The following is a 21446-nucleotide window of genomic DNA, read 5'->3' as shown; positions in this document are numbered from 1 at the left end:
TGGGTTAAGCGCCCTGCCGAGGGCGCGCCGGTTGTAGTGTTCGTCCACGGAGTCCTATCGAAGGGGGAGACGTGCTGGCGTCATCCGACGGGTGGCTTCTGGCCGGAGATCGTGGCTCGTGATGCCGACCTGTTGGAGGTCGGCGTATACCTGTTCACCTACAAGACCGGCTTCTTCTCCGGCACCTACCACCTCGGCGACGCGGTCGATGCGCTGAAGGAGCATCTGAGGCTCGATGGGGTCGTGACCGCCGCGGGTGTCGTGTTCGTGTGCCACAGCATGGGCGGCATCGTGGTGCGCAAGTATCTCGTGTCTCGCACGGTCGACCTCATCGAGAGCGACGTGCCGATCGCACTGTTCCTGGTCGCGTCGCCGTCGCTGGGCTCGGATTACGCTCGGTGGCTGTCGCCGATCGCGCGCCGACTGCGCCACTCGCAGGCCGACGCGTTGCGCTTCTCGCAGTCAAACGCCTGGCTGAACGACCTCGACCGCGATTTTATAAACCTCAAGGAGCAGCGGCGCCTGCGTCTCATCGGAAAGGAGCTAGTCGAGGACAGGTTCGTCGTCCTCGGGTGGCTATGGCGTAAGCAGATCGTCGAGCCATTTTCCGGCGCAAGCTACTTCGGCGAACCGTACAAGGTGCCCGACTCGGACCACTTCTCGATCGCCAAGATCGCGGACGCCTCGGCTGTGCAGCACCGCCTGCTGAGACAGTTCCTCATCAAGTGGCGCGTCGACGTCGAGACACGTAAGGACGCATCCGGAAACGGGAACTCCCCATCGGCTAATCCCGCCAGGATCGAGGTGTCCTTCGTTCTGAGCTTGGCCGTGGACGTGCAGCCCGACAACCGCGTCGGGCTGGACCGCCTGCAGGAGGCGATTAGGACTATCGCCGGCAGTCCGCTGATCACGATCGTGGAAGCGCGGGCCGGATCGCTGGTCCTGCTGCTGTCAGACCCCGAAGCCGCACTCCACCGGATCGATCCGGCGAGGCTGCGCGAGGGCTTGCTCGAGCTGGCCGGTGCTAGGCTGGTCGGGCTGGCGCCGATCGGGGAGTTTGATGCGCGCTCTGGTCGGATCCGCGAGCTGACCACCGCCTCGGCGGAGCTGCTCGCCTGGCCGACGGCGCTTCCGGACGGGGAGGTCCTGGGACGGCCCGAGCTGGAGCAGCTACGCGAACGCGTGCTCGGCGGCATTTCGTCGACCACCGCGCTGATCGGCGCGGCGGGTTCGGGAAAGTCAGCGCTCCTGGCTAACCTCGCCCGGTCATTCTTGGACGCAGGCTGGCCGGTCCTCGCCATCAAGGCCGATCTTTTGGAGCCGGAGATCATCAGCGAGGAGATGCTGCAGGAGCGGCTCGGTCTTGGAATGCGCCCTTCGGAAATGCTGCGAGAGCTCGCGCGGTCGGGCCCGGTCCTGCTGGTGATCGACCAGCTCGATGCCCTCGCCGGCCATCTCGATATCAAGACCCTTCGCCTTAGCGTGCTGCTTAACCTCGTCCGCGCGATCGGCGGCGCGGACAACGTCCACGTTGTGCTGTCGTCGAGGCCCTTCGAGTTCCAGCATGATGTCCGCCTCCGCAGTGCCGGCGCGGAGAGCATGCAGCTCGCGCTGCCGGAATGGACCGAGGTGCTGGCGGTGCTCGAGTCCAAGGGTGTCGCCGCGGCGGGATGGCCAGCCGACGCGCAGGAGGTTATGCGAACGCCACAGGCGCTCGCCACGTATCTCAAGCTCGGTGGCCACCACGAAGCGCAGCCGTTCGCCAGCTACCAGCTCATGCTCGACCGGCTGTGGTCTGAGCGCGTCCTCGGTAGCCAGCGGGGCGGCGACCTCGACCGGCTGGCGTCCGACATCGCCGACGCGATGGCTGACCAGGAGAGTCTCTGGCTTGCCACGTCGCGCTACGCCGATCGCTCCGCGGACCTGCAGGCACTCGTCGCGGCGGGCATCCTGACGACGGTGGACACCAGCGTCGGCTTCTCGCACCAAACGCTGTTCGAGTTCACGCTCGCGCGAAGCCAGGCCCGCGAGTCCGGACGGCTCTCCCGCCTGGCGCGCGATCGCCAGTCCTCGCTCTTCCTGCGCCCGAAGCTGTGGGCGTCGCTGACCTACCTGCGCGGAGCTGACCGCGAACTCTACCATGGCGAGCTGGAGGCCGTCTGGCACACGGACCTGCGGCCGCACCTCCGGGCGCTTCTGATCGACTTCCTCGGCTCACAGACCAATCCGACCGACCGGGAGGCGATTCCTATGGACGCGGCGTTGACGGAAGAGGCAACGCAGCTGCACGCGTTCAGGGCTGTCGCGGGCAGCGCGGGCTGGTTCCGCCGCATCGCCGACAGCCACGTGGCCGCCGCAATGACCGGTGCGGAGCCGCTCGCGAACGTCCAGATCGCGGTTCTCACCGAGGCGCTGAGGACATCGCCCGGGAAGGTCGTGGAACTCATCCGCGACCGATGGGTGCCGGATAAGACCAATGACCTCCGCGCTTGGGCGGTGATCCAGTGGTCGTCGCCTTGGTCGGAAGACGCCCTGGCGGTAGCAACCACGGCGATCACGCGGACCGAGATGGCGGTCGCCTCGATAGACTACCAGGCCGCCACGGCCGCCGTCGACCAGCCGGCGGCGGCGCTGCGGCTCGTGCGCGCGAAGCTCGACAGGGATCTCGACGTCGCGATAGAGAACAGGCGCGCGGCAGAGACGGCAGGCGCGGCTGAGGATGACATCGACGAGGAAGCCAGAGCCTCGCGTCGGATGCTGGAGCGGGTCCGTGACCCGCTCCGAAACATGGTCGAGCGTGGTGACGAATGGGACGGCCTCGCCGGCATCGCTGAGGCCTGGCCCGGTGACTTCCTCGACGCGCTCTGGCCTTGGTTAGCACGGATCCTCGCCGAGCTCGAGCGGACCACCGGGCGTGACAGGTTCCTCGGCTACACGCTTGCCCACGAGGCGGACTTCCGATTCGAGGCCGAGAACAACCTGGGCCTACCCGAGGGCGCCATCCTCGGCGCGCTGCGCGTGGCCGTCGAAGGCCTCGCCGACCGCGATCCGGAGCGGTTCCGCCGCTGGGCGGCAGACAACGACGCCGTCGCGCTCACGCCCGTCCAGCGGCTCATCGCGCACGGCATCGCGCACCGGCCCGAGACATTCGCCACCGAGGCCCTGACCTTCGTGCTGGGCGACGAGCGCCGCTACTTCCTCGGATCGATCCACGACATGCACGGCACGATCAAGAGGATGGTCTCGGCGGCCGGCCCCTTCTGGTCGGCCGAGCAGGTCGCGGCGTTCGAGAAGCGTGTGCGGGAGTTTGCCCCGTCCGCCCCGGCCGAGAAGGTCGATCCGAAGGAAAGGATGAGCTGGCGACACATGGCGCGCCACACCCAGCTCGAGCTCTTGCGGTCGCTCCCCAAGCACCAGCGGTCCATCTCGGCTGAGCGCCAGGTGATGGAGGACGAGCGGCGCTACGGGAGCGAACCAAGGGGCACCACGTTCAGCGGCCCGCTCGCCGTCGGATCGATCATCGAAGCCGATGCGATGGGGATGGCCAGCGACGAGGATATCGTGACGGCATTCGTCGGGCTGCCGGACGCGGTCGGCTGGGATAATCCGCGACGGCGTATGGCGGGCGGGAACGTGCAACTAGCGCGCGCCTTTGCCGAGTTCGCGAAAAAGGAACCCCACCGCGCCGCCCGCATCCTCGAAAGGCTCAACAACAGCAACGGCGTACGTGCCGCAGCCTATGCGATAGAGGCGCTTGCTGACACGGGCGATTCAGAGACTGCCCTGAGGATGGCTCGCGACGCGATCGACAGGCACTTTGACGGTGACGAGTTCAGGCACTCGGTCGCGCGCGCGCTCGACCGGCTCACGCGTCGAAAGGCCGACGTGGGGGCGGATCTCCTCGCCACGATGGAGCGCTGGCTCGACAACCCGCCCGCCGACCGGGTCGCCGCGGATGACGATGTCGACGCCGGCGCCGACGCCGACGGCGAGGAGATCCGCCAGGAGACTGCGACCCTGCCAGGCGGAAGCGATGGCGGCGAGGCCGAGCCTCCGACGCCCGGCATGGAGCTAAGCCTCCTGTGGGGCCACGGCGGGTCCGGCGGATACCCGGGCGGCGACCTGCCGGTCGTCGAGGCGCTGGTCAGCATCAGGATGCACTTGGATGAGCGTGGGAAGGCGGTCGAGACGCTGTCGCGGTTCCTCCTGCGCGAGAGGGGCATCCGGCATTGGGAGGTTCTGTCACGCCACTTCATCCGCCTCGGCCTCGCCGAGACGAGCACGGGCGCCGCGGTGCTGGACGAGGTCCTTACGACGGTCACGGGAGTGGTCGGCAGCAAGGCCTTCGCACTCCTCCTCGCTGATGCGCAGAATGTGGACCACGGCCTCGTGGACCGGCACCTAGATTTCTGGAAGGACAGCGATTCGACATCTGCGGTGCAGGCGTACGGCGAGATCGTCGCGCTGGACGCCTTGCTCCACCCGGAGCGCGACGACACCCGACGACGCCTAGATGGGATCGTGGGCGACGGCGGAAGCCATGCGGCAAGGGTGGGCGCGGCGCTCTCCGCCGCGCACATCCTCGCCGAGGAGCCCCACCGCCGCGTCGAGGCGGCGAATCTACTCGTCAGGCTGGTCGCGCTTCCGGACCCCGAGATTTGGCCAGCCGCCTTCGAGTTCTTCCGTTTGGCCGGCGACCTCATTCCCGACAAGGGGACGGTCACCTTCCTCCGTGCCGTCGCGGACGGGATCAGCTCAGCCCGCGAGATCGACCCCACCTTCGTGGTCGACAGGCTTGCGACGATGCTTCCCCACGAAGCCGATCTGGTCGCCAGGATCGCACTCGCCCTGACCGCGAAGTGGAGGTCCGAGCTCGCGGACATGCGCACGGCGACGGCTAGGGCCACGTCACCGCTAGTCGATCTGGCGGTCACTTTGCACCGGCTCGGCCCGGACACCCGCGACATTGGTCTTGAGCTGTTCGAACAGCTCATCGACATCGACGCATACGACGCGAGGCAGGCCCTTGACGAGATCGACGGAAGGTTCCGCGGCACCGCGCCAAGGATGCGGAGACCGCGCCTCCGCCGGCGGTCTCAGGGGCTTCCGCGCAGGCGCCATCAGCAGGGTTTCTCGGAATGATGACGTGATAAACGATAACAGTGTGCGGAGCCGCTGCCCGTGACAGGTTTGGCGTCGCGGCGGCTCGGTCGCGCCTAGACGATGGTGTCACCGGCGGTGGCGGCGTTCCTCACCAGCTACAGGCGCAAACCCTCGAGAACCCGCGGCTTCGAGACGACGGTATCACATCTACGCGGCCGACTTGTGAAGCTGCGGGCTTCGCAGCTGACCGGAACTCTCCGTTTCCGAAAATCGTTCTATATACGTTCTTTTTACGGGCCACTCGACGATGAGCAGATTGGATAAGGCTACACCCACGGACGGGTTATCGGGTGAGTCGGGACATGTCTGAAAAACTTACGCGACTGCGGGCTGACACGTTTCGCGCCAGACTTCGGCTCGGCCTCGGATTCGATAGCCCAATCCACGTGCCCCACGACCTCACCGTCTGCGACGGGAACATCGAGCATCTCTGCGACGCGATTTGCGTGGACGGCAAGCTGAACCTTTCCGGGTGCGTCAATCTCGAAGCCCTCCCGGAGCGTCTCGTTGTCCGCGGTGAGCTGGTGATCACCGATTGCGGGAAGATCACCCGCCTACCCGGCACCGTGCGCGAGCTATTCGGCCTCAGAGCAAGCGGCTGCAGCGCCCTCGAGTCGATCGAACCGCTCGCCCGGTGTCACGGCGAACTGGATCTGCGTGGCTGCGAAGCCATGGGCGCCATACCATCGGACTTCAAGGCGGTCGGGCTGGTCAAGCTGGATGGGCTTCGGATCGACGAGGACACCATCTTCGTCAAAGGATCGCTACCCGACGTCGTCAAGCAGGCTTCGATCGGGAAGAAGGTCGGGGAAGTCGTCAGCCATCGCGTTCTGGGCGATCACCCCATCCTGAACGCCGTCATCACCGACGCTGGGGAGATGGAACTGTGGGAAAGCGTCCGCTTCCGCGCCGACACCTCCGATTTGATCATTCCGCGCAAGCGCGACTGATCGGCAATGTGGCACGATGGGAATGACCCATTTCCGCATGACCGCTTGAGTGACCGGTTGCCCAGGACCGCAGCCCGGCGAAGCCGGGCATCGTCGGCCTGCCATCCAACCCGGCTTCGGCGGCCCACTCGCCCGCGGACGGGCGCTTCATCATGGGCCGATCTGACGAGGCCAACCCCGACCCTGAAAGAAAGGTGATCAGCACGATGTCCGAAACAGGAATCAGCGTTGCGGGCGGTGGCAAGAAACCCGCCGCTGCGCGTGAGAGCGTCGACGCCGCCAAGGAAGCGGTCGAGGCCGCGATGGCGTCCGTGATCGTCGAGGCGCTCGCGAGCGGCCGCCGCTGGGGGGCGAAGCACTGGTATCCCGCCGTGGTCGAGATCCTCCAGGGCACGCCGCACGCCCCGCCCTCGCGCAGCAAGTTCGAGACCCGGTTCTCCGCCGAGCGCAAGCGGCGGCGCGAGCTCCTGCTGGCGGCGTCCGCGCAGGTTGCCGCCGAGGTGGGCGCCGCCGTCGGCGACGAGCCGGTCGAGGTTCTGCCCGGCGCGGTCGCGGTCGGCCGCCGGGCCTTCGAGCTCGCCATCCGTGCGCTTGTCGAGTGGCGGTCGCCCGCCGTCGGCGTCGTGTGGGGCGACTACATCGACCTCAGTCGCAGGGCGGGCGAGCCCTTCGTGAAGCTCGATGTCTTCCGGGCGCTCGTTTTCTCTCCCTTCATCGTCGCCGGGGTCCCGCACGAGATGATGCCCGACTTCTGGAGGAAGAAGCTGGCGAAGTTGCAAGGCGATGGCCCGGCCCGCGTCCAGCCTGTCGGCGCCCCGATCTCGGACGAAGGACGATGCCGGTCGTAGCTCGATCAAGTTCTGGCCGTCGACGCCGACGGGACCGCGGCGACGGCCGCCCCGCGCGGCGGGTGATCCCTCTCGCGGTCCACCACCATCCCCACCGCACGGAAGCGCACCTCGGGCGAGGACCTGCAGGTCGAGCCACCCGCCATGGTCCCTTCATCCCGAGGGTAGAAGCCACCGACAGATCCGGAACGAATCAGCTTGGCCCGTCATCACTTAGACAGAACGCGGACGACGTCGGAACCCTGATGTAATCGAGGAACGCGCGTAGCGGCGGCGGGACAAGCCGCCGCTGCGAGTAGTAGAGGAAGGGGCCGGAGAAGGGCTGCCACCAGTCGTTCAACACAGGCTCCAGCGTCCCGGCGGCGAGGTGCGGCGCCAGCCAGTCCTCGAACAGGTGGATCATGCCGGCCCCGGCCAGCGCGGCATCGACCGCCAGGTCCGTGGCGCCGCCGACCCGAACCACCAGGCGGCTGGTCGGCTCGACCTTCAACACCTCCCCTTCCCGCTCGAACTCCCATGGCGACGTCAGCGCTCCGCTGGCGAACCGGCCAAGTATGCAGTCGTGCGCGAGCAGGTCACGCGGGTGTGCCGGCCGGCCCCGCAGATCGAGATAGGCCGGCGACGCGGCGGTGGCGAAGCGCTGAACGCGGGGACCGATCGGCACCGCGATCATGTCCTGTTCCAACCTCTCGTCGTAGCGGATACCCGCATCGTTCCCAGCCGCGAGGACGTCCACGAAGCTGTCCTCGGCATCGACCTCGACACGGATGTCCGGATATGCGGCGAGAAAGCCCGGGAGGATGAGCGGCAGCACCAGTCGCGCGGCGCTGACCGGTACGTTGAGGCGGAGCGTGCCAGCCGGACGATCCCGCAACTCGTCCACTACGCGCAACGCGGCCTCCACCTCGTACAGCGCGGGGCCGAGCCGCTCGATTAGGCGCCTGCCCGCTTCCGTCGGCGTGACGCTCCGGGTGGTGCGATGCAGCAGCCGCACACCCAAACGCTCCTCCAGCCGGCGCACCGCCTCGCTCATCGTCGAGGCGCTCGTCCCGCTGCTCCTCCCGGCCTCGCGAAAGCCCCCCGCCCTGGCCACGGCCAGCAGCATCTGCACATCGGAGAGGTCGGGGAGCATCGTTCGGAAATCCGGACAGAGCGTACGGTTCATGCCTGCTAATCAAGACAATGTCATGGGCTTAGATCGTCCCGGGAACCAGGAGAACGACCATGCGGACCATCGACACGGCAGAAACCTACAGGTTAGGCGACCGAGACGTCCGGCGGCTCGGCTACGGGGCCATGCAGCTGGCCGGCCCCGGCGTGTACGGGCCGCCGCGCGATCGGGATGCGGCGCTGGCGGTGCTGCGCGAAGCGGTTGGGTCGGGCGTCGACCATGTGGACACCAGCGACTTCTACGGTCCCCACGTTACAAACCAGCTGATCCGCGAGGCGCTGTCGCCCTACCCTGACGACCTCGTCATCGTCACCAAGATCGGTGCCACACGGGGCGAGGACGCGTCCTGGAACCCGGCCCAGGAGCCGGCGCAGCTCCGCTCCGCGGTCGAGGACAACCTCCGCAATCTCGGGTTGGAGCGGTTGGAGGTCGTCAACTTCCGGATCCATCCGGGCCACCTGGGCCGTGGCGACCACTCGATCGCCGAGAGCTTCGAGGCGATGGCCGCGATGCAGCGGGAAGGGCTGATCCGCCACCTCGGGATCAGCAACGCGACCGCCGCACAGGTCGCGGAGGCGCGCGCGATCGCGCCGATCGTCTGCGTGCAGAACCAGTACAATCTCGCCCACCGCGAGGACGACGCGCTGATCGACGCGCTGGCCGCCGACGGCATCGCCTATGTGCCCTTCTTCCCGCTGGGCGGCTTCAGTCCGCTGCAATCGACGTCGTTGTCGGCGGTGGCCGATCGGCTCGGGGTCACGGCCATGCAGGTGGCGCTCGCCTGGCTGCTTCGGCGCTCGCCCAACATCCTGCTGATCCCCGGCACCTCATCGGTCGCGCATCTGCGCGAGAACCTCGCCGCGGCGGCGGTCAATCTGCCGAGCGACGTAATGGGCGAGCTCGACGGGATTGGAGCCACGGCGCCATGAGGACGAACGGTGCCTTGTAAGCCTCAGCAGCGCTTTCACTAGCGGTTTGCTCCTGCCCGGCGATCAGTGCAGACGGGAGCGCCAGCAGGTCGGAACACCGATCGTCTGGAATCAGCGAGGGCGTTCTGAGCAGGTGCTACCTATGTGACCGGCGCTTCGACCATCATCAGACGGTCGATCACCGGGAACACATCATACAGAATTCGATCGGAGGCCTGCTCAGCGTCCCCGGCATCCTCTGCGCGTCGTGCGGCGCGAAGCTGGGGTCGGGGGTCGACACCGGCATCGAGCGGGCGCTACGTAGCCTTTGCGCCGTCTTCGACATTAGGTTCGATCGAGACCGGCGCTTCGCGGCTCCGGCTGAAGTGGTGCTGAGGCAGGGCCTCGTTCTGGAACCGCCCACTTGCGGGTTCGCCTTCCAGCATGGTGTCGGTCCGCGACCAAGCCGTCCCGCGGTCGTCCGGGACGACGCATCCAAGATCGCGCACGTCCTGGTCGATCCGGCAATGACGGAGAGGTTCGCGAAATCGAAGACGATCGTGAACCTGCTATCCTCCGGCTACGCCCTCGAGTTCGATACCGACGCCGCGAGCCTGATCGAGCGATTAACCCTGCGCGTGGATTGCGGAAGCCTCGATCTCCATCGCGGACTGATCAAGATCGCGCTCGGCTACGCTCGTCACAACGGCGTGGACCGGCGACTTCTAGAACACCTGCTCGTCGCGAACAGCGACGTCGTCCGCGATCCGGCGTTGATCGGTCGGGCCGTGCTGCCCTATTATCCCACCGGCTGGGCTGAGGGCCTGTACGAGGCCGAGCGCTACCGAACTGACGACTTCCCGCCGAACCACCAGCTTTCGCTATTCTCCCACGGCTCGCGGCTGTTCTGCTACATTGATCTGTTCGGCGTGATCCAGAGATACGTTCTCCTGACGGACGCGTGGATCGGTCCCGACATCCGGGCGCGCTACGTGCAGCGATGCCCGAAATGGATCTACGACGAGTCGGACGGGCGGCCGCGCCGCGCCAAGGACATCCACCTTCTTGCCCGCGAATTCGGGATCGAAACGAGCGATCTTCCCTTCGACGAGCTGGCGCGTCGCGTCCGTCACCTGGCAACGACGAGGCCGTACTCCTTGCCGCCGTCCGACCATCTCGGAAAATCCCGCCGGATGCTCGAGCTCCTGCTGCTCACGACGGGGGCGTCGCTCGAACACGACGTCATACGGTCGACCTGGCGACGTGCGGCCATCTCGGACACGGAGTTCGGCTCCAACATAACCGAGTCGGTGGGCGAAGATCTGTTCCGCTCCCTTGGCGTTCTAGCCGGGCACGATCCCGACGATTTCCGCATCACCAACGAGAATGGCTTCTGCCCGGATCTGTCGGCGGAGGTCGACACAGTGCGCCTCGAGGCCTTTCGGGACTTCCGGTTGAAGCAGTTCTCTCGGACATTTGCCGAACCCTGGTCCCTCGAGGCGGGATAGCTCAGCCTATCCGACGCACCGACGCGGCCGCACCATCCATCGGACCTAATGCGCATGAGCGAATTTCTCACCCGGACAACGATCTTCGGAAGACACCCTTGAGGAAGGTCTTCGGCCGTCGCCAGAGCCAAGACGTTCTAGGCAGCCGCACCCGCAGGTGGCCGAAAAGAAACCGTCAAGGCTTCACGCTCCATCCGACGGGCCACCCGATCGTGTCCGACTTTCCGGCCTCCGCCGGCGAGTACGCGATGTGCAGCAACCGCTCCGGGACGGCTAACTCCTGAGATATCGTTCTCGCCAACCGTTCCTTCGAAAGCGTCATAAAACGTTGAGTGGCGTCCGACACCGACAGCCCCTCCTCGGGCGGCCGCAGGTAGTCCACCGAGCCGATGAACACCCCATTCACGCGCGGCCCGGTCTTGCCGGCCCCGGTGTGAATGGTGACCGACAGCGGCGATCCCGTTCCCGGCAGAACGGGGAAGCGGGCCCTCGCCGTCCTGAGCGCGTCCGCGATGAAATCAAAGCTCGGCTTGAACCGGGCGTACCGCTCGAGATCGAAGATCTCCTCGAACCGCTCGGTCTTGGGTTTGTCACGCAACTTACCATCGGCCGAAAAGAACACCTCGAACAGCATGCCGTCGAGGACCGCCTTCGCCTTCGCCTGGTCCCATGTCGACGTCCGTGCAGCGAAATCCGCGATGAAGCCGATCGCCTCGTGCGCATTGCCGCACGCGGCCTGGTAGAGGTTGCGGCCGGTGACGAAGAGCGTGTCGTTCGAGGTGGCGGCGACGGTCGCCGCGGTGAGCAGCTTCACGGCCGGGTTCTGCCGCCCCCACGTGAGCGAACGCAGCCCCTCGATCACCTTGTGCGATGGCTTCGCCGCGTCGACGAGGAAGAGATCGTCAGCGAGTGCCTCGGGCCCGTACTCCGTGATCGTCCTGCCTAGGCCCGGCGCGAAGTGGAACTCGCCGGACAGGGAGGTGTGCTCCCAAGACGTCTGACGGCCCCGGGTGTTCGCGGCCAGGGTGTTCCTCACGCGCTTGAGCATGGGCTCGATCGGAAGGTCGACGACGTCGATGTGCTGAAGCAGCGCGGAAGTGTAGGCGCCGTTCGAGCCCGACCCGTCGCGTGCGATTTCGCCCGGTGAGGTGGAGAAAGCTATGAGGGTGCCCTTGGGAGCCAGTACCGGAGCGAGATCTGAAGGTGGCCCGGCGCGGCGCCACCTCCGCTCGAAGGGATTGGTGCGGCAGGCGTCCAGGATGACGATCTTCGCGCCCGCGTCCGACCGCTCAAGCGCCTTCAGCACCTTCTTCAATCCAAGGGCCGAATGCGCCGCGTCGTCTTCGTCCTGAACGTCCGTATCGATGCCGAGCAGATAGTTCTCGCCGTCGATCTGCAGCGCGTGCCCGGCGAAGTAGAGGAGAGCCGCCTCCCGGCCCTCCGCCTCAGAGCGCAACCTCTTCAGCGCGTCGTCCATCGCGCGGAAGGTGCCGTCGAGCACCAGTTCCACGTCGAACCCGAGCGACTCAAGCTTACGCCCAACCGCCTCGCCGTCGCGTCGCGCGTTGCGCAGGGCCGCGTCGCCTGGATAGGCGGAGTTTCCGATGACGAGGGCGGTTCGGCTTCCTGACATAGCCCCAAGGTAGGCGCCCAGCGGCTGCACTCAAGCGATGCAGGCGCGAACCGAGCGATCCCCGCCGACCGGTCGCTGCCAGCGGCGGGTCGGTGCCGGCTCGCGCGAACGCATCCGTGCGCCGAGCTTCGACGGGCGCCGAGCGCTCACCCCCCTCTACGCGAGGGACAACGTGACAATGAGTGCGACGGCCGCGAGCGATGCATTGGGAGTCGGATCGATACGTCGGCGCTCGGCGATCATCGCCCAGGTCGCGGCCGCCATGCCGACCAGACCAGCCTGCGCGACGGTCGCTACGAGCATGAGCGGGCCGCACGCCAACACGCAGCGGCGGCCATGCGCAAGCCCGAACAGCATCGCGTCGACGTCCGCGCGCGATCCCGCTATGCGAAGCGCGGCGCTGGCATGGCATCGTCTCAACGCGGTTAGGCGGGCTCTCGAGAAGAGCCATACCGCGAAGACGGCCACCGCCATCGCAGTCGCAGCCCGTGGGCCGAACACGAAGCGCAGCAGCATCGCGATCGGAAGGCATGCAATGCCGGCGACGAGCCACGCACCCCAGTGGGGTAGAAGGAAAAGAAGGGCAGACCTGAAGCGTCGGTGTGGCAGCGCGCGCGTCGCCACGCGTCGAGCCATTCCGTGCGCGGCGGCCGGAACCATGGCGAGCGTCATGGCAGCCCAGGCCGCGAGGGTGGCGACCGCGCCGTCCATGCCAACACGGACCGCACCGCCGTCTGCGACGGCATGCGAGACGTGTCCGCCGGATCCGTTCGCGTGCGCGGCGAGCATCGCCGCCCATCCCGCCGTGCACATCGCGAGCACGAGCACCGTCTCGCAAGGCAACGGGAAGGTTCTGGCGAACGATGCGAGGCGCCGCATGGCGGTGCGGTCTCAGTCGATGTCGTCTAACGGTGTCGGTGCGGACCGGTAGAGGTTGACACGACCCACCGTTACGGTGCCTTCCGCCCGCGGTCGAGCGAACCGCGCAAGTCGAGCCGGAGGCTCGCCTCGCGCTTCGGGCAACGGCTGCGCCACGAAGCGCACCGAGAACTCGCCCGCCTCGACGCCACCCAATCCGAGGTCCGCGAGCGCGGCGGTCACGTCGAACGTCTTCGACAGCCCCCCGCCGCCATGACGGTCCTCGGGCGAGCTCGCGCGCGTCAGACCGAACGTCGTGAGGCGGCCGACCCGCACGGCGTCCGAGCCGTCGGTTCGCTCGACGAAGACCTCGTAGTCCGGCGTGATCCCTGCTCCCGTCACGTTCTCGACGCCGAGGAGCGCCCTCCGCGGCTCCCGAACGGAGAAGGCCGAGAGCCCGCGCGGCGCATCCATGCGGACGACCGTGGAGGTTTCCCCGGATCCTAGCGGAACCGGCCCGTCGTTTCCGCCACGCATCCTCCCCTCCCTGCTTACGCGACCCGCCATGAGTCTCGCTCCACCGCCCGGCGGCTCGGTTGCCGGAGCGACGTCGTCATACCGGTATCCGTGCATCAGCTTGGTCGTGACGAGCACCTCGGAGGCGGCGAGGCGGACGATCGCCCCGGTTGCGTTCGGGAACGGAGACTTCTGATCCCGCCAGCGGGCGGCCCCGGGGCTGCCCGAGACGCCGGATCGATTGCGCCACACTTCCCAGATCCGGTCGATGAAGCAGTGGTGCAGCCAGAAGATGGGGTCGAGCGCAGCGGTCGCTGTGCTCCCCATCCAGCCGCCAGCGCCGCCGAGGCGTCGATGAACCGCGTTGTGCGGCACCGCTTCGAGCTCGCCCGTACCCGCCGCCGATGGATCGACCTCGTCCGATCCGCCGAACCCATCGGGGGTCGCCGCGGCACCGGTCGCGAACGTAGGGACACCGAGGCAAGCCAGCGACACGATGTTGTCGTCCGACAGGCCCGCGTCGCCAGCGGCATCAACCGCTCGGGGCGCGAACAGCGGATTGGACGATCCGTCCGGCCTCCGCGCCGAACGGAAGGCCTCGGGCAGGAGCCTGCGCTCTGCGCCCGCGGCGAGTGGATCGGAGTAGTTCCAGTAGGGCAGGGACCACTCCGGCCCTCCCAGTTCCTTGACCGTCGCGCTTACCACGGCCTCGAAGCTCGCGAGATACGCGCGGTGCCAGGGAAGGAAGAACCAGCTCGCGTGCCGGCACTGGTCCCACACGCCGCGTACGGAAGCCGGTACCACCTGCCCATCGGGTATGCCGTGGATGCACGCCATGTAGACCCAGCTCGTCGGATCTTCGTCCTCGCGCTCCATCATCGCCTCAACCGCGAGGCCGTACCATAGCAACGTCTCGTCGCCCTCCGGCAGCCTCCAGACGTCCCGTCTGACCCGCACCATCGCCGCCTCCCTCGTTCGCCGAGCGTCAAACCATCGCCCGCCGCGTACGGGAGCAGGTTCGTTCCTAACGCCGAATCAAGCAAGCGTCAGCGCACGCTGGACAGGCGGAGTTGCAGAAGGTCGCCCGGCAGGGCCTCACGACCGCGGCGTATCGCACCCCGCCCGAACGCTCGGAGCAGAGCATGGCGCCAGTTCGACTTTACATGTCGGCTGCGGTCGGGCGCACGACGATCTCGTTGACGTCGACCCCCTCCGGCTGCCCCAACGCATAGCGGATCGCGCGCGCGATCGCGTCTGGGGTCAACGACTTCTTGCGCCACCCCTGCAAGGCGGTGGCGAGGTCCGCGTCGGTGATGTCATGGCCGAGTTCGGTGGCGACGACGCCCGGCGAGATCAGCGTCGAGCGGACCGCGATATGTCGGACCGAAGCTCTCGATGACGACGCAATCGGGAGCGAGCGTCGCCAGAATCGCCTCCTTGTCGTGAGTGCGCCATCCGGCGATGTACCGCTCGATCAATGTCATCGGTGCTGAACCCGTTTCATAACCGCTTCAGCATAGCCGGATCGTGCCGGAAGCCGAGCCGTCTCAGAAAGCGTCGACCATCACGATCTCGGCGTCCGCCACCGCCGTGACCTGGAGGACGGTCTCCTTCGCGATGGCAGCTCCGTCCCTGGCGTCGATGCGGACGCCGTTCACCTCGACGGAACCCGTGGCGGGAACGAGGTAGGCATGTTGATCCGCGCCGAGGCGGTATTCCGCGGTCTCGCCCGCCTTCAGGTTCGCTCCGAGCACACGGGCGTCCGCCCTGATCGACAGCGCGTCCACATCACCCTCGATGCCGCTGGCGAGGATCACGAACCGGCCGGAGCGTGCGCCTTTCGGAAAGGACTTCGCTCCCCAGCCCGGCAAGCCGCCACGGGTCCTCGGGTGGATCCAGATCTGGAACAGCCGGGTGGCAGCCCGCTCCCTGTTGGACTCCGAATGGACGACGCCGGATCCGGCGCTCATCACCTGAGCAGGTTGTGTCCGCCCGCCGCTGCGATCTCCAGCGCGCGCTTGGCCGTCTCCTGCCCCCGCACCTGCCGCAGGTCCGGCCCCTCACCACCGGCGACGACCTCACCCGGCGCCGGGGCCGAGAGCAACCCGTGGCCCTTCAGGTGATTGATCAGCGATAGCAGGTCGGGCGCGGCCAGCACCTCGATCGAACTCGCCCAGGCGGCTTCGGCGCCCTGCGCGGCCGGGCAGATCAATCCACGCCCCAGTTCCGCGGCATGTAACGCGGCCAGCAGCACCCCAGGTGACGCGGCGATCCGTCCGTCCAGCGTCAACTCACCGACGATGACATAATCCGCCAGCGCCTCGGCATCGACCACGCCCATCGCCGCCAACAGCCCCAGCGCGATGGGAAGGTCGAAATGCGATCTTTTCACGTATTCCCCAGAACCTATCAATTCGCGCTCTCGAAGGTGCGTGGCTGGATCGAAATAAATTGCCACCATCTTCCCGAAAGACCGAGAGCGAGCCAATCAGGATTCCTTGCATTAGACGTCCGTTCAACGAGGCGTCGCTCAGGCTTCTGCTCGGCCCGATATCAGGCTCCATCGTACGCTACGCAGGTCATGTCCGTTATAAATCCTGCAAAAACCTCCAACGTCCAATTCACATTTTAATTACATGCAGAGAAAATAGGACATTACACCTCATTGGATCGGACATGACGTCCTTTACAGGGAGCGAATTCCAGGTTTCTTTGGACATTTGTTATTATCAATACGAGACGTCCGACTCTCTTTTATTCATTTTTCGCATGATTTTGGCGGGTTGAATCTCATTTTTTACAACTTTATGCTTCTAGCGGTTTTTGATGGATTGGCCATTCACTCCATCACCGAACGGAGTTAAGTTGTGGCGAACGGCTGGCTAAGTGAGGGGGAGTGCAAGAAGCGCTGGAAAGCGCTCAATGAGCCGAATACCGATCCCCATCAAACTACACCTGTCGTCGGGGAGTCCATCAAATTCGGCGGAGATTTTTATCAGTTCAAGTCGCTCGTGCCGTTATTTGGCTCGGCGTTTGCCTTTCCTCTCCTCATTCACTTCACTGATGCCTTTTACAGCTTTGCCTCAAGTGGCAACGCTAAGCGCTTGCTAGCGCTGCGCCATTTCTTCGAATGTGTTGCGATGTCTGCGCTTAAGGACCCGACGAGTACGGCTGGAAAGGTACACCAGCAGCTCTCCTCAAAGGTGAGCCCATGCGCTGACGATATGAACGCACTCGCCGCAGAGTATGGAGACATCATTCGCGATTTCAGCGACATGTCAATTCTGGCGTCTAGCGACAAAGTATACCGCGCAACTCATCTGGAAAGCGTGTCGGCGGCGCTTCGGAGTCTTGCCCCATACGGATTGTGGCCTTTGATCCATCTGACCTGCTCCCCGTTTTCAGGCCGCTGATAAGTTAGCTTCGGTGTCCACATGCCCCTGGCGGGGGCGGTTGGTGAACTCGGCGGGTGCCATGCCGCCAAGGCTGCTGTGCGGGCGCACGGTGTTGTAGTCCGTCCGCCATGCCTCGATGATCCGCCTCGCCGCAGCCAGCGAGGGGAACAGGTGCTCGTTCAGGCACTCGTCGCGCAAGCGACCATTGAACGATTCCACAAAGCCGTTCTGCTGCGGCTTACCGGGCGCGATGTAGTGCCACTCGACGCCAGTGTCCTGGCACCAGGCGAGGACAGCGTGACTGGTCAGTTCGGTGCCGTTGTCGCTGACCACCATGCACGGCAGCCCGCGACGTTCGGCGATGGCCGTCAGTTCCCGCACGACACGCCGCCCTGACAACGAGGTATCGACGATGCACGCCAGGCATTCCCGGCTGTAATCGTCGATGACGTTGAGCAAGCGGAACCGCCGGCCGCAGGCCAATGCATCCGAAACGAAGTCGAGCGACCAGCGCTGGTTGGGTTCCTGCGGGATCGCCATCGGTGCCCGTATGCCCAACGCTCGCTTGCGGCCGCCGCGCTTGCGCACTGTCAGCCGCTCTTCGCGATACAGCCGGTACACCTTCTTCAGGTTCATGCCCTTGCCTTCACGCCTGAGCAGGATCGCCAGCCGGCGATAGCCGAACCGACGACGCTCGTTCGCGATCTCGCGCATTCGCTCGCGCACAGCATCGTCCTTCCCGCGAAGCGGCTCATATTGCCATGCCGACCGGTTGACCCCGATCAGCCTGCAGGCGCGACGCTCGGAGAAGCCGTGGTCGGCCATCAGCTTCTCCACCGCAGCGTAGCGATCCACAGACCGGGTCAGTTTTTTCCCAACAGATCCTTCAGTGCGGACACGTCCAGCATCGACTCCGCCAGCAGCTTCTTCAGCCGCCGGTTCTCGTCCTCGAGCGTCCGCAACCGCGCTGCCTCGGACACGGTCATGCCGCCGTACTTCGCCTTCCAGTTGTAGAATGTCGCATCGCTGATGCCGTGCTTCCGGCACAGCTCGGCAGTCTTCACGCCAGCCTCGTGCTCACGCAACACGCCAATGATCTGATCCTCGGTAAAACGGCCTCGCCGCATCGCTCGTCTCCATCTGACGAGCTAACTTACCAATGGCATGATTTCCGGGGAGCAGGTCACCCCTGATCGCTCAGATTTTCTGATAGCCTATCAATCTCACTTGGGTGAATTTATCGTTTCATACCAGTGGGTTTAGAGGCAATTAATAGCTTTTCAAAACGTGAGACGAGTACCTTCTTTCGGCAGGTCGGCCGGCGACAGGTTCACCGCGATCCGCTTGGGCGGCATGGCCAGCCCCATGGCGGCGATGGCGCCGCGCACACGCTCGCGACTTTCGCCGACTGCCTTGTCCCCCAGCCCGACCAGATTGAACGCCGGCAGGCCAGCTATCAGCTGCACCTGAACCTCGACCGCGCGCGCCTCCAGCCCCAGATACGCCACCGTCGCGACGATCGCCGCCATGCATCCCCCGCCCCCGTTATGACATTGTTCATAGCCGCTTTGTCAGCGCTGCAAACCATTCATCACCGTCTTGTCTTCGCAACACACCGGAGCCACATGCGCCGCATGCGCGATCGCCACCCTGCCATGAGGATCCTGCAGCTCTCGCTCGGCGGCGTGCTGCTCGTGGGCGCGGCGGCGATGGGGCCGTTGCCGGGGCCAGGCGGCATCTTCCTGTTCGCCGGCGGCATGATCCTGATCCTCCGCAACTCGCGCCGCGCGCAGGTGCGCTGGGCCCGTGCCAAACGTCGCTGGCCACGCGTCGGCAACATCGCGGACCGGGCAATGCGCCGCCGCAGTGCGCTGCGCCGCCGCGCGCGGGATCGCGTGATCGGCTCGCGTTGACTTACCCGTCACCTTCACCTATGCGGCGCCATGTTCGGGCTGCCCCTCGTGGCGGCCCTTCTTTTTCAGATTCGGGAATGAGCAATGAAGCGGACCTTTCAGCCGAGCAACCTGGTGCGGGCACGCCGTCACGGCTTCCGTGCGCGGATGGCGACGGTCGGCGGCCGCGCCGTGATTCGGGCGCGTCGCGCGCGCGGTCGCAAGAAGCTGTCGGCCTAACGGCCGGTCAGCCTCGCGCAGGCGACTCGATCATTCAGACGCTTACCCGCCGCCGGGATTTCCTGGCGGCGAATGCGGGCGAGCGCGCACCCATGCCCGGCTTCGTGCTTCTGGTGCGCCCCCGCAATGATGGCGACGCGACGATCCGCGTTGGCTATACCGTCACCAAGAAAATCGGCAACGCGGTGGTGCGCAACCGGATGAAACGCCGGCTGCGGGCGCTCGCGCGTGAGCTGCTGCCGTCAGATGGCGTGCCGGGTGCAGATCATGTCCTGATCGGCCGTATGGGCGGAATCGAGCGTGATTATGCCAGCCTGCGTGCCGAATTCGGCAAGGCGCTGCGAAAGACGGCTACGCGTGTCCGCGGCAAGGTGCCGGGATGATCGCCCGCCTGCTGATCCTGGTGGCTCGGCTATGGCAACTCGGCCCGTCGCTCATCCTGCCACCAACCTGTCGTTACCAGCCAAGCTGTTCGGCCTATGCAATCGAGGCCTTGCGCCGCTATGGCGCAGCACGAGGCAGCTGGCTCGCGGCAAAGCGCATCGCGCGATGTCATCCGTGGGGCGGGCACGGCTATGATCCGGTCCCATGATGGATTGGGCCCTAAGGGAATAAGGCGCTCGTGAACAAAGAGAACAAGAACTTCGTGCTGTTCGCGATCATCGCGGCGCTGATCCTGTTCGGCTGGCCGGTGGTGCAGAACCGCTTCTTCCCGACCGCCAATCCGCCGGTGACGAAGATCGAGGACGGCAAGACCGAGGTTCTGCCGAACAAGAACGCCGATCCGACGGCCGATACGCCGGCCGCCAATCGCGACCGCGCCGTCGTGCTGCGCGAAACGCCGCGGGTGCAGATCGACACGCCGACCATGCACGGCTCGATCAACCTGAAGGGCGCGCGGATCGACGATCTCGTGCTGAAGAATTACAAGGTCACCGTGGCGAAGGATTCGCCGCCGGTGCGCCTGCTGTCGCCAGCGGGCGCGCCCGAGGCATATTTCGCTGCGTTTGGCTGGCGTGACGACGGCCTCTCGCCGCCGTCCGCCGACACGGTCTGGACCGCCTCGTCCAACCTCCTTGCCCCCGGAAAGCCGGTCACGCTGACCGCCACCAACGACAAGGGCCAGCGCTTCACGATCGAGCTGACCGTCGACGACGGCTATATGTTCGGGATCAAGCAGACGGTCGCCAATGCAGGCACCGGCGCCGTTCCGGTCGCCGCCTACGGCCTGGTCAACCGCGCCGGCGTGTCGAAGGATCCGGACAGCTGGACGATCCACGTCGGCCCGATGTCGGTCCACAACGACAAGGCCGACTATGACGTCGATTTCAAGGATCTGGACGAAGCGCCGCAGCGCTTCTCCACCACCGGCGGCTGGCTCGGCTTTGCCGACAAATACTGGCTGACCGCGCTGATCCCGGATCAGGTGCGTCCCTTCGACGGCCAGTTCCGCGCCGGTGCCAACAAGGCCTATCAGGGCGATTACACCACCAACGCCCAGCTGCTGCCCCCGGGCCGCCAGATCACCCAGACGAGCCGCTTCTTCGCTGGCGCGAAGGAAGTTCGCCTGCTCGATCATTACACCGACAAGGAAGGCGTCACCCGGTTCGACTATGCACTCGACTGGGGCTGGTTCCGCGTCGTTGAGAAGCCGATCTTCTACTATCTCGACTGGCTGTTCCGCCATGTCGGCAACTTCGGCGTCGCGATCATCCTGCTGACGCTGACGATCCGCCTGCTCATGTTCCCGATCGCGCAGCGCCAGTTCGCGTCGATGGCCAACATGCGCGCCGTCCAGCCGAAGATGAAGGCCATCCAGGAGCGCTTCAAAGACGACAAGCCGCGGATGCAGCAGGAGATCATGGCGCTGTACAAGACGGAGAAGGTCAATCCGCTCGCCGGTTGCCTTCCCACCCTGTTGCAGATCCCGATCTTCTACGCGCTGTACAAGATGCTGATGCTGACGATCGAAATGCGGCATCAGCCGTTCGTCGGCTGGATCAAGGATCTGTCCGCGCCCGATCCGCTGACCCCCGTCAACCTGTTTGGCCTGCTCGCCTTCACCCCGCCGTCATTCCTGGCGATCGGCGTGATCCCGATCCTGCTCGGCATCAGCATGTACTTCCAGTTCAAGCTGAACCCGGCGCCGATGGATGACGCACAGAAGCAGATCTTCGCGCTGATGCCGTGGGTACTGATGTTCGTGATGGCGCCGTTCGCGGTCGGCCTCCAGGTCTACTGGATCACCTCCAACGTCCTCACCATCCTGCAGCAGAAGCTGCTCTACGCCCGCCATCCGGGCCTGAAGGAAGCACCGTCGAAATGAGCCAGTCCCCCTCCGACACCGGCAATACGCCCGGCGAT

The 21446-nt window shown here is 65.8% G+C and carries 18 protein-coding genes and 3 pseudogenes; 12 read left to right on the top strand and 9 right to left on the bottom strand.

The window, feature by feature from the left end:
* Window positions 1–111 precede the first annotated feature (111 nt).
* From ACH0BU_RS12745 to ACH0BU_RS12735, 3 genes are all read left to right on the top strand, one after another.
* Window positions 112–5142: a hypothetical protein gene (locus tag ACH0BU_RS12745; RefSeq protein WP_500264128.1), complete on the top strand. Its 5031-nt coding sequence runs from the start codon at window positions 112–114 to the stop codon at window positions 5140–5142.
* Between the two features lie 323 nt (window positions 5143–5465).
* The gene (locus tag ACH0BU_RS12740; RefSeq protein ID WP_500264127.1) at window positions 5466–6113 is read left to right on the top strand and encodes a hypothetical protein; all 648 of its coding nucleotides are present in this window, start codon (window positions 5466–5468) and stop codon (window positions 6111–6113) included.
* 152 nt (window positions 6114–6265) lie between these two features.
* Window positions 6266–6961 (top strand): hypothetical protein, encoded by a 696-nt coding sequence (locus tag ACH0BU_RS12735; protein ID WP_500264126.1) that lies wholly within the window; start codon window positions 6266–6268, stop codon window positions 6959–6961.
* Window positions 6962–7154: 193 nt separating this feature from the next.
* On the opposite strand, the gene ACH0BU_RS12730 is transcribed toward ACH0BU_RS12735, so the two are convergent.
* Window positions 7155–8093: a LysR family transcriptional regulator gene (locus tag ACH0BU_RS12730; protein ID WP_500264136.1), complete on the bottom strand. Its 939-nt coding sequence runs from the start codon at window positions 8091–8093 to the stop codon at window positions 7155–7157.
* Between the two features lie 92 nt (window positions 8094–8185).
* Between ACH0BU_RS12730 and ACH0BU_RS12725 the strand changes: the two genes are divergently transcribed.
* The 3 genes and pseudogenes from ACH0BU_RS12725 to ACH0BU_RS12715 all read left to right on the top strand — a co-directional run bounded on the left by ACH0BU_RS12725 (window position 8186) and on the right by ACH0BU_RS12715 (window position 10548).
* Entirely contained in the window at window positions 8186–9061 is an 876-nt protein-coding gene (locus ACH0BU_RS12725; protein ID WP_500264125.1) for an aldo/keto reductase family oxidoreductase, read from the top strand.
* Between the two features lie 62 nt (window positions 9062–9123).
* Window positions 9124–9342, top strand: a pseudogene (locus tag ACH0BU_RS12720) (HNH endonuclease); the annotation flags it as partial.
* A gap of 225 nt (window positions 9343–9567) precedes the next feature.
* Window positions 9568–10548, top strand: a complete 981-nt coding sequence (locus tag ACH0BU_RS12715; RefSeq protein ID WP_500264124.1) for a hypothetical protein — start codon at window positions 9568–9570, stop codon at window positions 10546–10548.
* A gap of 175 nt (window positions 10549–10723) precedes the next feature.
* Here ACH0BU_RS12715 and ACH0BU_RS12710 read toward each other — a convergent pair whose 3' ends face one another.
* The 6 genes and pseudogenes from ACH0BU_RS12710 to ACH0BU_RS12685 form a co-directional block, all read right to left on the bottom strand.
* A complete protein-coding gene (locus ACH0BU_RS12710) occupies window positions 10724–12211 on the bottom strand; it encodes a caspase family protein (protein WP_500264123.1) in 1488 nt (495 codons plus the stop codon).
* Window positions 12212–12337: 126 nt separating this feature from the next.
* On the bottom strand, window positions 12338–13060 hold the full coding sequence (locus tag ACH0BU_RS12705) for a copper chaperone (RefSeq protein ID WP_500264122.1): 723 nt from the start codon (window positions 13058–13060) through the stop codon (window positions 12338–12340).
* 12 nt (window positions 13061–13072) lie between these two features.
* A complete protein-coding gene (locus tag ACH0BU_RS12700; RefSeq protein ID WP_500264121.1) occupies window positions 13073–14515 on the bottom strand; it encodes a tyrosinase family protein in 1443 nt (480 codons plus the stop codon).
* A 356-nt stretch (window positions 14516–14871) separates the two neighbouring features.
* Window positions 14872–15039: a hypothetical protein gene (locus ACH0BU_RS12695; RefSeq protein ID WP_500264120.1), complete on the bottom strand. Its 168-nt coding sequence runs from the start codon at window positions 15037–15039 to the stop codon at window positions 14872–14874.
* Window positions 15040–15102: 63 nt separating this feature from the next.
* The gene (locus ACH0BU_RS12690; protein WP_500264119.1) at window positions 15103–15525 is read right to left on the bottom strand and encodes a pirin family protein; all 423 of its coding nucleotides are present in this window, start codon (window positions 15523–15525) and stop codon (window positions 15103–15105) included.
* A gap of 5 nt (window positions 15526–15530) precedes the next feature.
* Window positions 15531–15938: pseudogene (locus tag ACH0BU_RS12685) on the bottom strand (magnesium chelatase domain-containing protein); the annotation flags it as partial.
* A 484-nt stretch (window positions 15939–16422) separates the two neighbouring features.
* On the opposite strand from ACH0BU_RS12685, the gene ACH0BU_RS12680 reads away from it, so the two are divergent.
* Complete coding sequence (locus ACH0BU_RS12680) at window positions 16423–16968, top strand: hypothetical protein (protein WP_500264118.1); 546 nt, start codon at window positions 16423–16425, stop codon at window positions 16966–16968.
* On the opposite strand, the gene ACH0BU_RS12675 is transcribed toward ACH0BU_RS12680, so the two are convergent.
* Window positions 16957–18077 (bottom strand): IS3 family transposase gene (locus ACH0BU_RS12675; RefSeq protein ID WP_500264117.1). Its coding sequence is split into 2 segments (ribosomal slippage): window positions 16957–17828 and window positions 17828–18077, totalling 1122 coding nucleotides; the frame shifts between segments, so codons are not numbered across the junction. The two genes, ACH0BU_RS12680 and ACH0BU_RS12675, sit on opposite strands and share 12 nt — an antisense overlap.
* 168 nt (window positions 18078–18245) lie before the next feature.
* A pseudogene (locus tag ACH0BU_RS12670) lies at window positions 18246–18479 on the bottom strand (magnesium chelatase domain-containing protein); the annotation flags it as partial.
* A gap of 96 nt (window positions 18480–18575) precedes the next feature.
* Between ACH0BU_RS12670 and ACH0BU_RS12665 the strand changes: the two are divergent.
* The 5 genes from ACH0BU_RS12665 to yidC all read left to right on the top strand — a co-directional run bounded on the left by ACH0BU_RS12665 (window position 18576) and on the right by yidC (window position 21408).
* The gene (locus ACH0BU_RS12665; RefSeq protein ID WP_500264116.1) at window positions 18576–18863 is read left to right on the top strand and encodes a hypothetical protein; all 288 of its coding nucleotides are present in this window, start codon (window positions 18576–18578) and stop codon (window positions 18861–18863) included.
* Window positions 18864–18947: 84 nt separating this feature from the next.
* Window positions 18948–19082 carry a 50S ribosomal protein L34 gene (rpmH, locus tag ACH0BU_RS12660; protein ID WP_028056723.1) on the top strand — a complete coding sequence of 45 codons (135 nt, stop codon included), beginning with the start codon at window positions 18948–18950 and terminating at the stop codon, window positions 19080–19082.
* A gap of 32 nt (window positions 19083–19114) precedes the next feature.
* Complete coding sequence (gene rnpA, locus ACH0BU_RS12655; RefSeq protein ID WP_082103228.1) at window positions 19115–19465, top strand: ribonuclease P protein component; 351 nt, start codon at window positions 19115–19117, stop codon at window positions 19463–19465.
* Entirely contained in the window at window positions 19462–19674 is a 213-nt protein-coding gene (yidD, locus tag ACH0BU_RS12650; RefSeq protein ID WP_082103069.1) for a membrane protein insertion efficiency factor YidD, read from the top strand. Before rnpA ends, yidD begins: the two co-directional genes overlap by 4 nt.
* A gap of 30 nt (window positions 19675–19704) precedes the next feature.
* The gene (gene yidC, locus ACH0BU_RS12645; protein ID WP_500264115.1) at window positions 19705–21408 is read left to right on the top strand and encodes a membrane protein insertase YidC; all 1704 of its coding nucleotides are present in this window, start codon (window positions 19705–19707) and stop codon (window positions 21406–21408) included.
* The last annotated feature ends 38 nt before the right edge of the window (window positions 21409–21446 follow it).

Source organism: Sphingomonas olei (assembly GCF_045369765.1).
In the GTDB taxonomy this organism is placed as follows: domain Bacteria; phylum Pseudomonadota; class Alphaproteobacteria; order Sphingomonadales; family Sphingomonadaceae; genus Sphingomonas; species Sphingomonas panaciterrae.
This window is presented reverse-complemented; position numbering and strand designations above follow the sequence as displayed.

Excerpts from the sequence above, each read along its gene's own strand:
- ACH0BU_RS12740 (WP_500264127.1), top strand. The coding sequence starts at position 5,466 with ATGTCTGAAAAACTTACGCGACTGCGGGCTGACACGTTTCGCGCCAGA.
- ACH0BU_RS12735 (WP_500264126.1), top strand. The coding sequence starts at position 6,266 with ATGGGCCGATCTGACGAGGCCAACCCCGACCCTGAAAGAAAGGTGATC.
- ACH0BU_RS12730 (WP_500264136.1), bottom strand. The coding sequence starts at position 8,093 with ATGCTCCCCGACCTCTCCGATGTGCAGATGCTGCTGGCCGTGGCCAGG.
- ACH0BU_RS12725 (WP_500264125.1), top strand. The coding sequence starts at position 8,186 with ATGCGGACCATCGACACGGCAGAAACCTACAGGTTAGGCGACCGAGAC.
- ACH0BU_RS12715 (WP_500264124.1), top strand. The coding sequence starts at position 9,568 with ATGACGGAGAGGTTCGCGAAATCGAAGACGATCGTGAACCTGCTATCC.
- ACH0BU_RS12705 (WP_500264122.1), bottom strand. The coding sequence starts at position 13,060 with ATGCGGCGCCTCGCATCGTTCGCCAGAACCTTCCCGTTGCCTTGCGAG.
- ACH0BU_RS12700 (WP_500264121.1), bottom strand. The coding sequence starts at position 14,515 with ATGGTGCGGGTCAGACGGGACGTCTGGAGGCTGCCGGAGGGCGACGAG.
- ACH0BU_RS12695 (WP_500264120.1), bottom strand. The coding sequence starts at position 15,039 with ATGACATTGATCGAGCGGTACATCGCCGGATGGCGCACTCACGACAAG.
- ACH0BU_RS12690 (WP_500264119.1), bottom strand. The coding sequence starts at position 15,525 with ATGAGCGCCGGATCCGGCGTCGTCCATTCGGAGTCCAACAGGGAGCGG.
- ACH0BU_RS12665 (WP_500264116.1), top strand. The coding sequence starts at position 18,576 with ATGCGCCGCATGCGCGATCGCCACCCTGCCATGAGGATCCTGCAGCTC.
- rpmH (WP_028056723.1), top strand. The coding sequence starts at position 18,948 with ATGAAGCGGACCTTTCAGCCGAGCAACCTGGTGCGGGCACGCCGTCAC.
- yidD (WP_082103069.1), top strand. The coding sequence starts at position 19,462 with ATGATCGCCCGCCTGCTGATCCTGGTGGCTCGGCTATGGCAACTCGGC.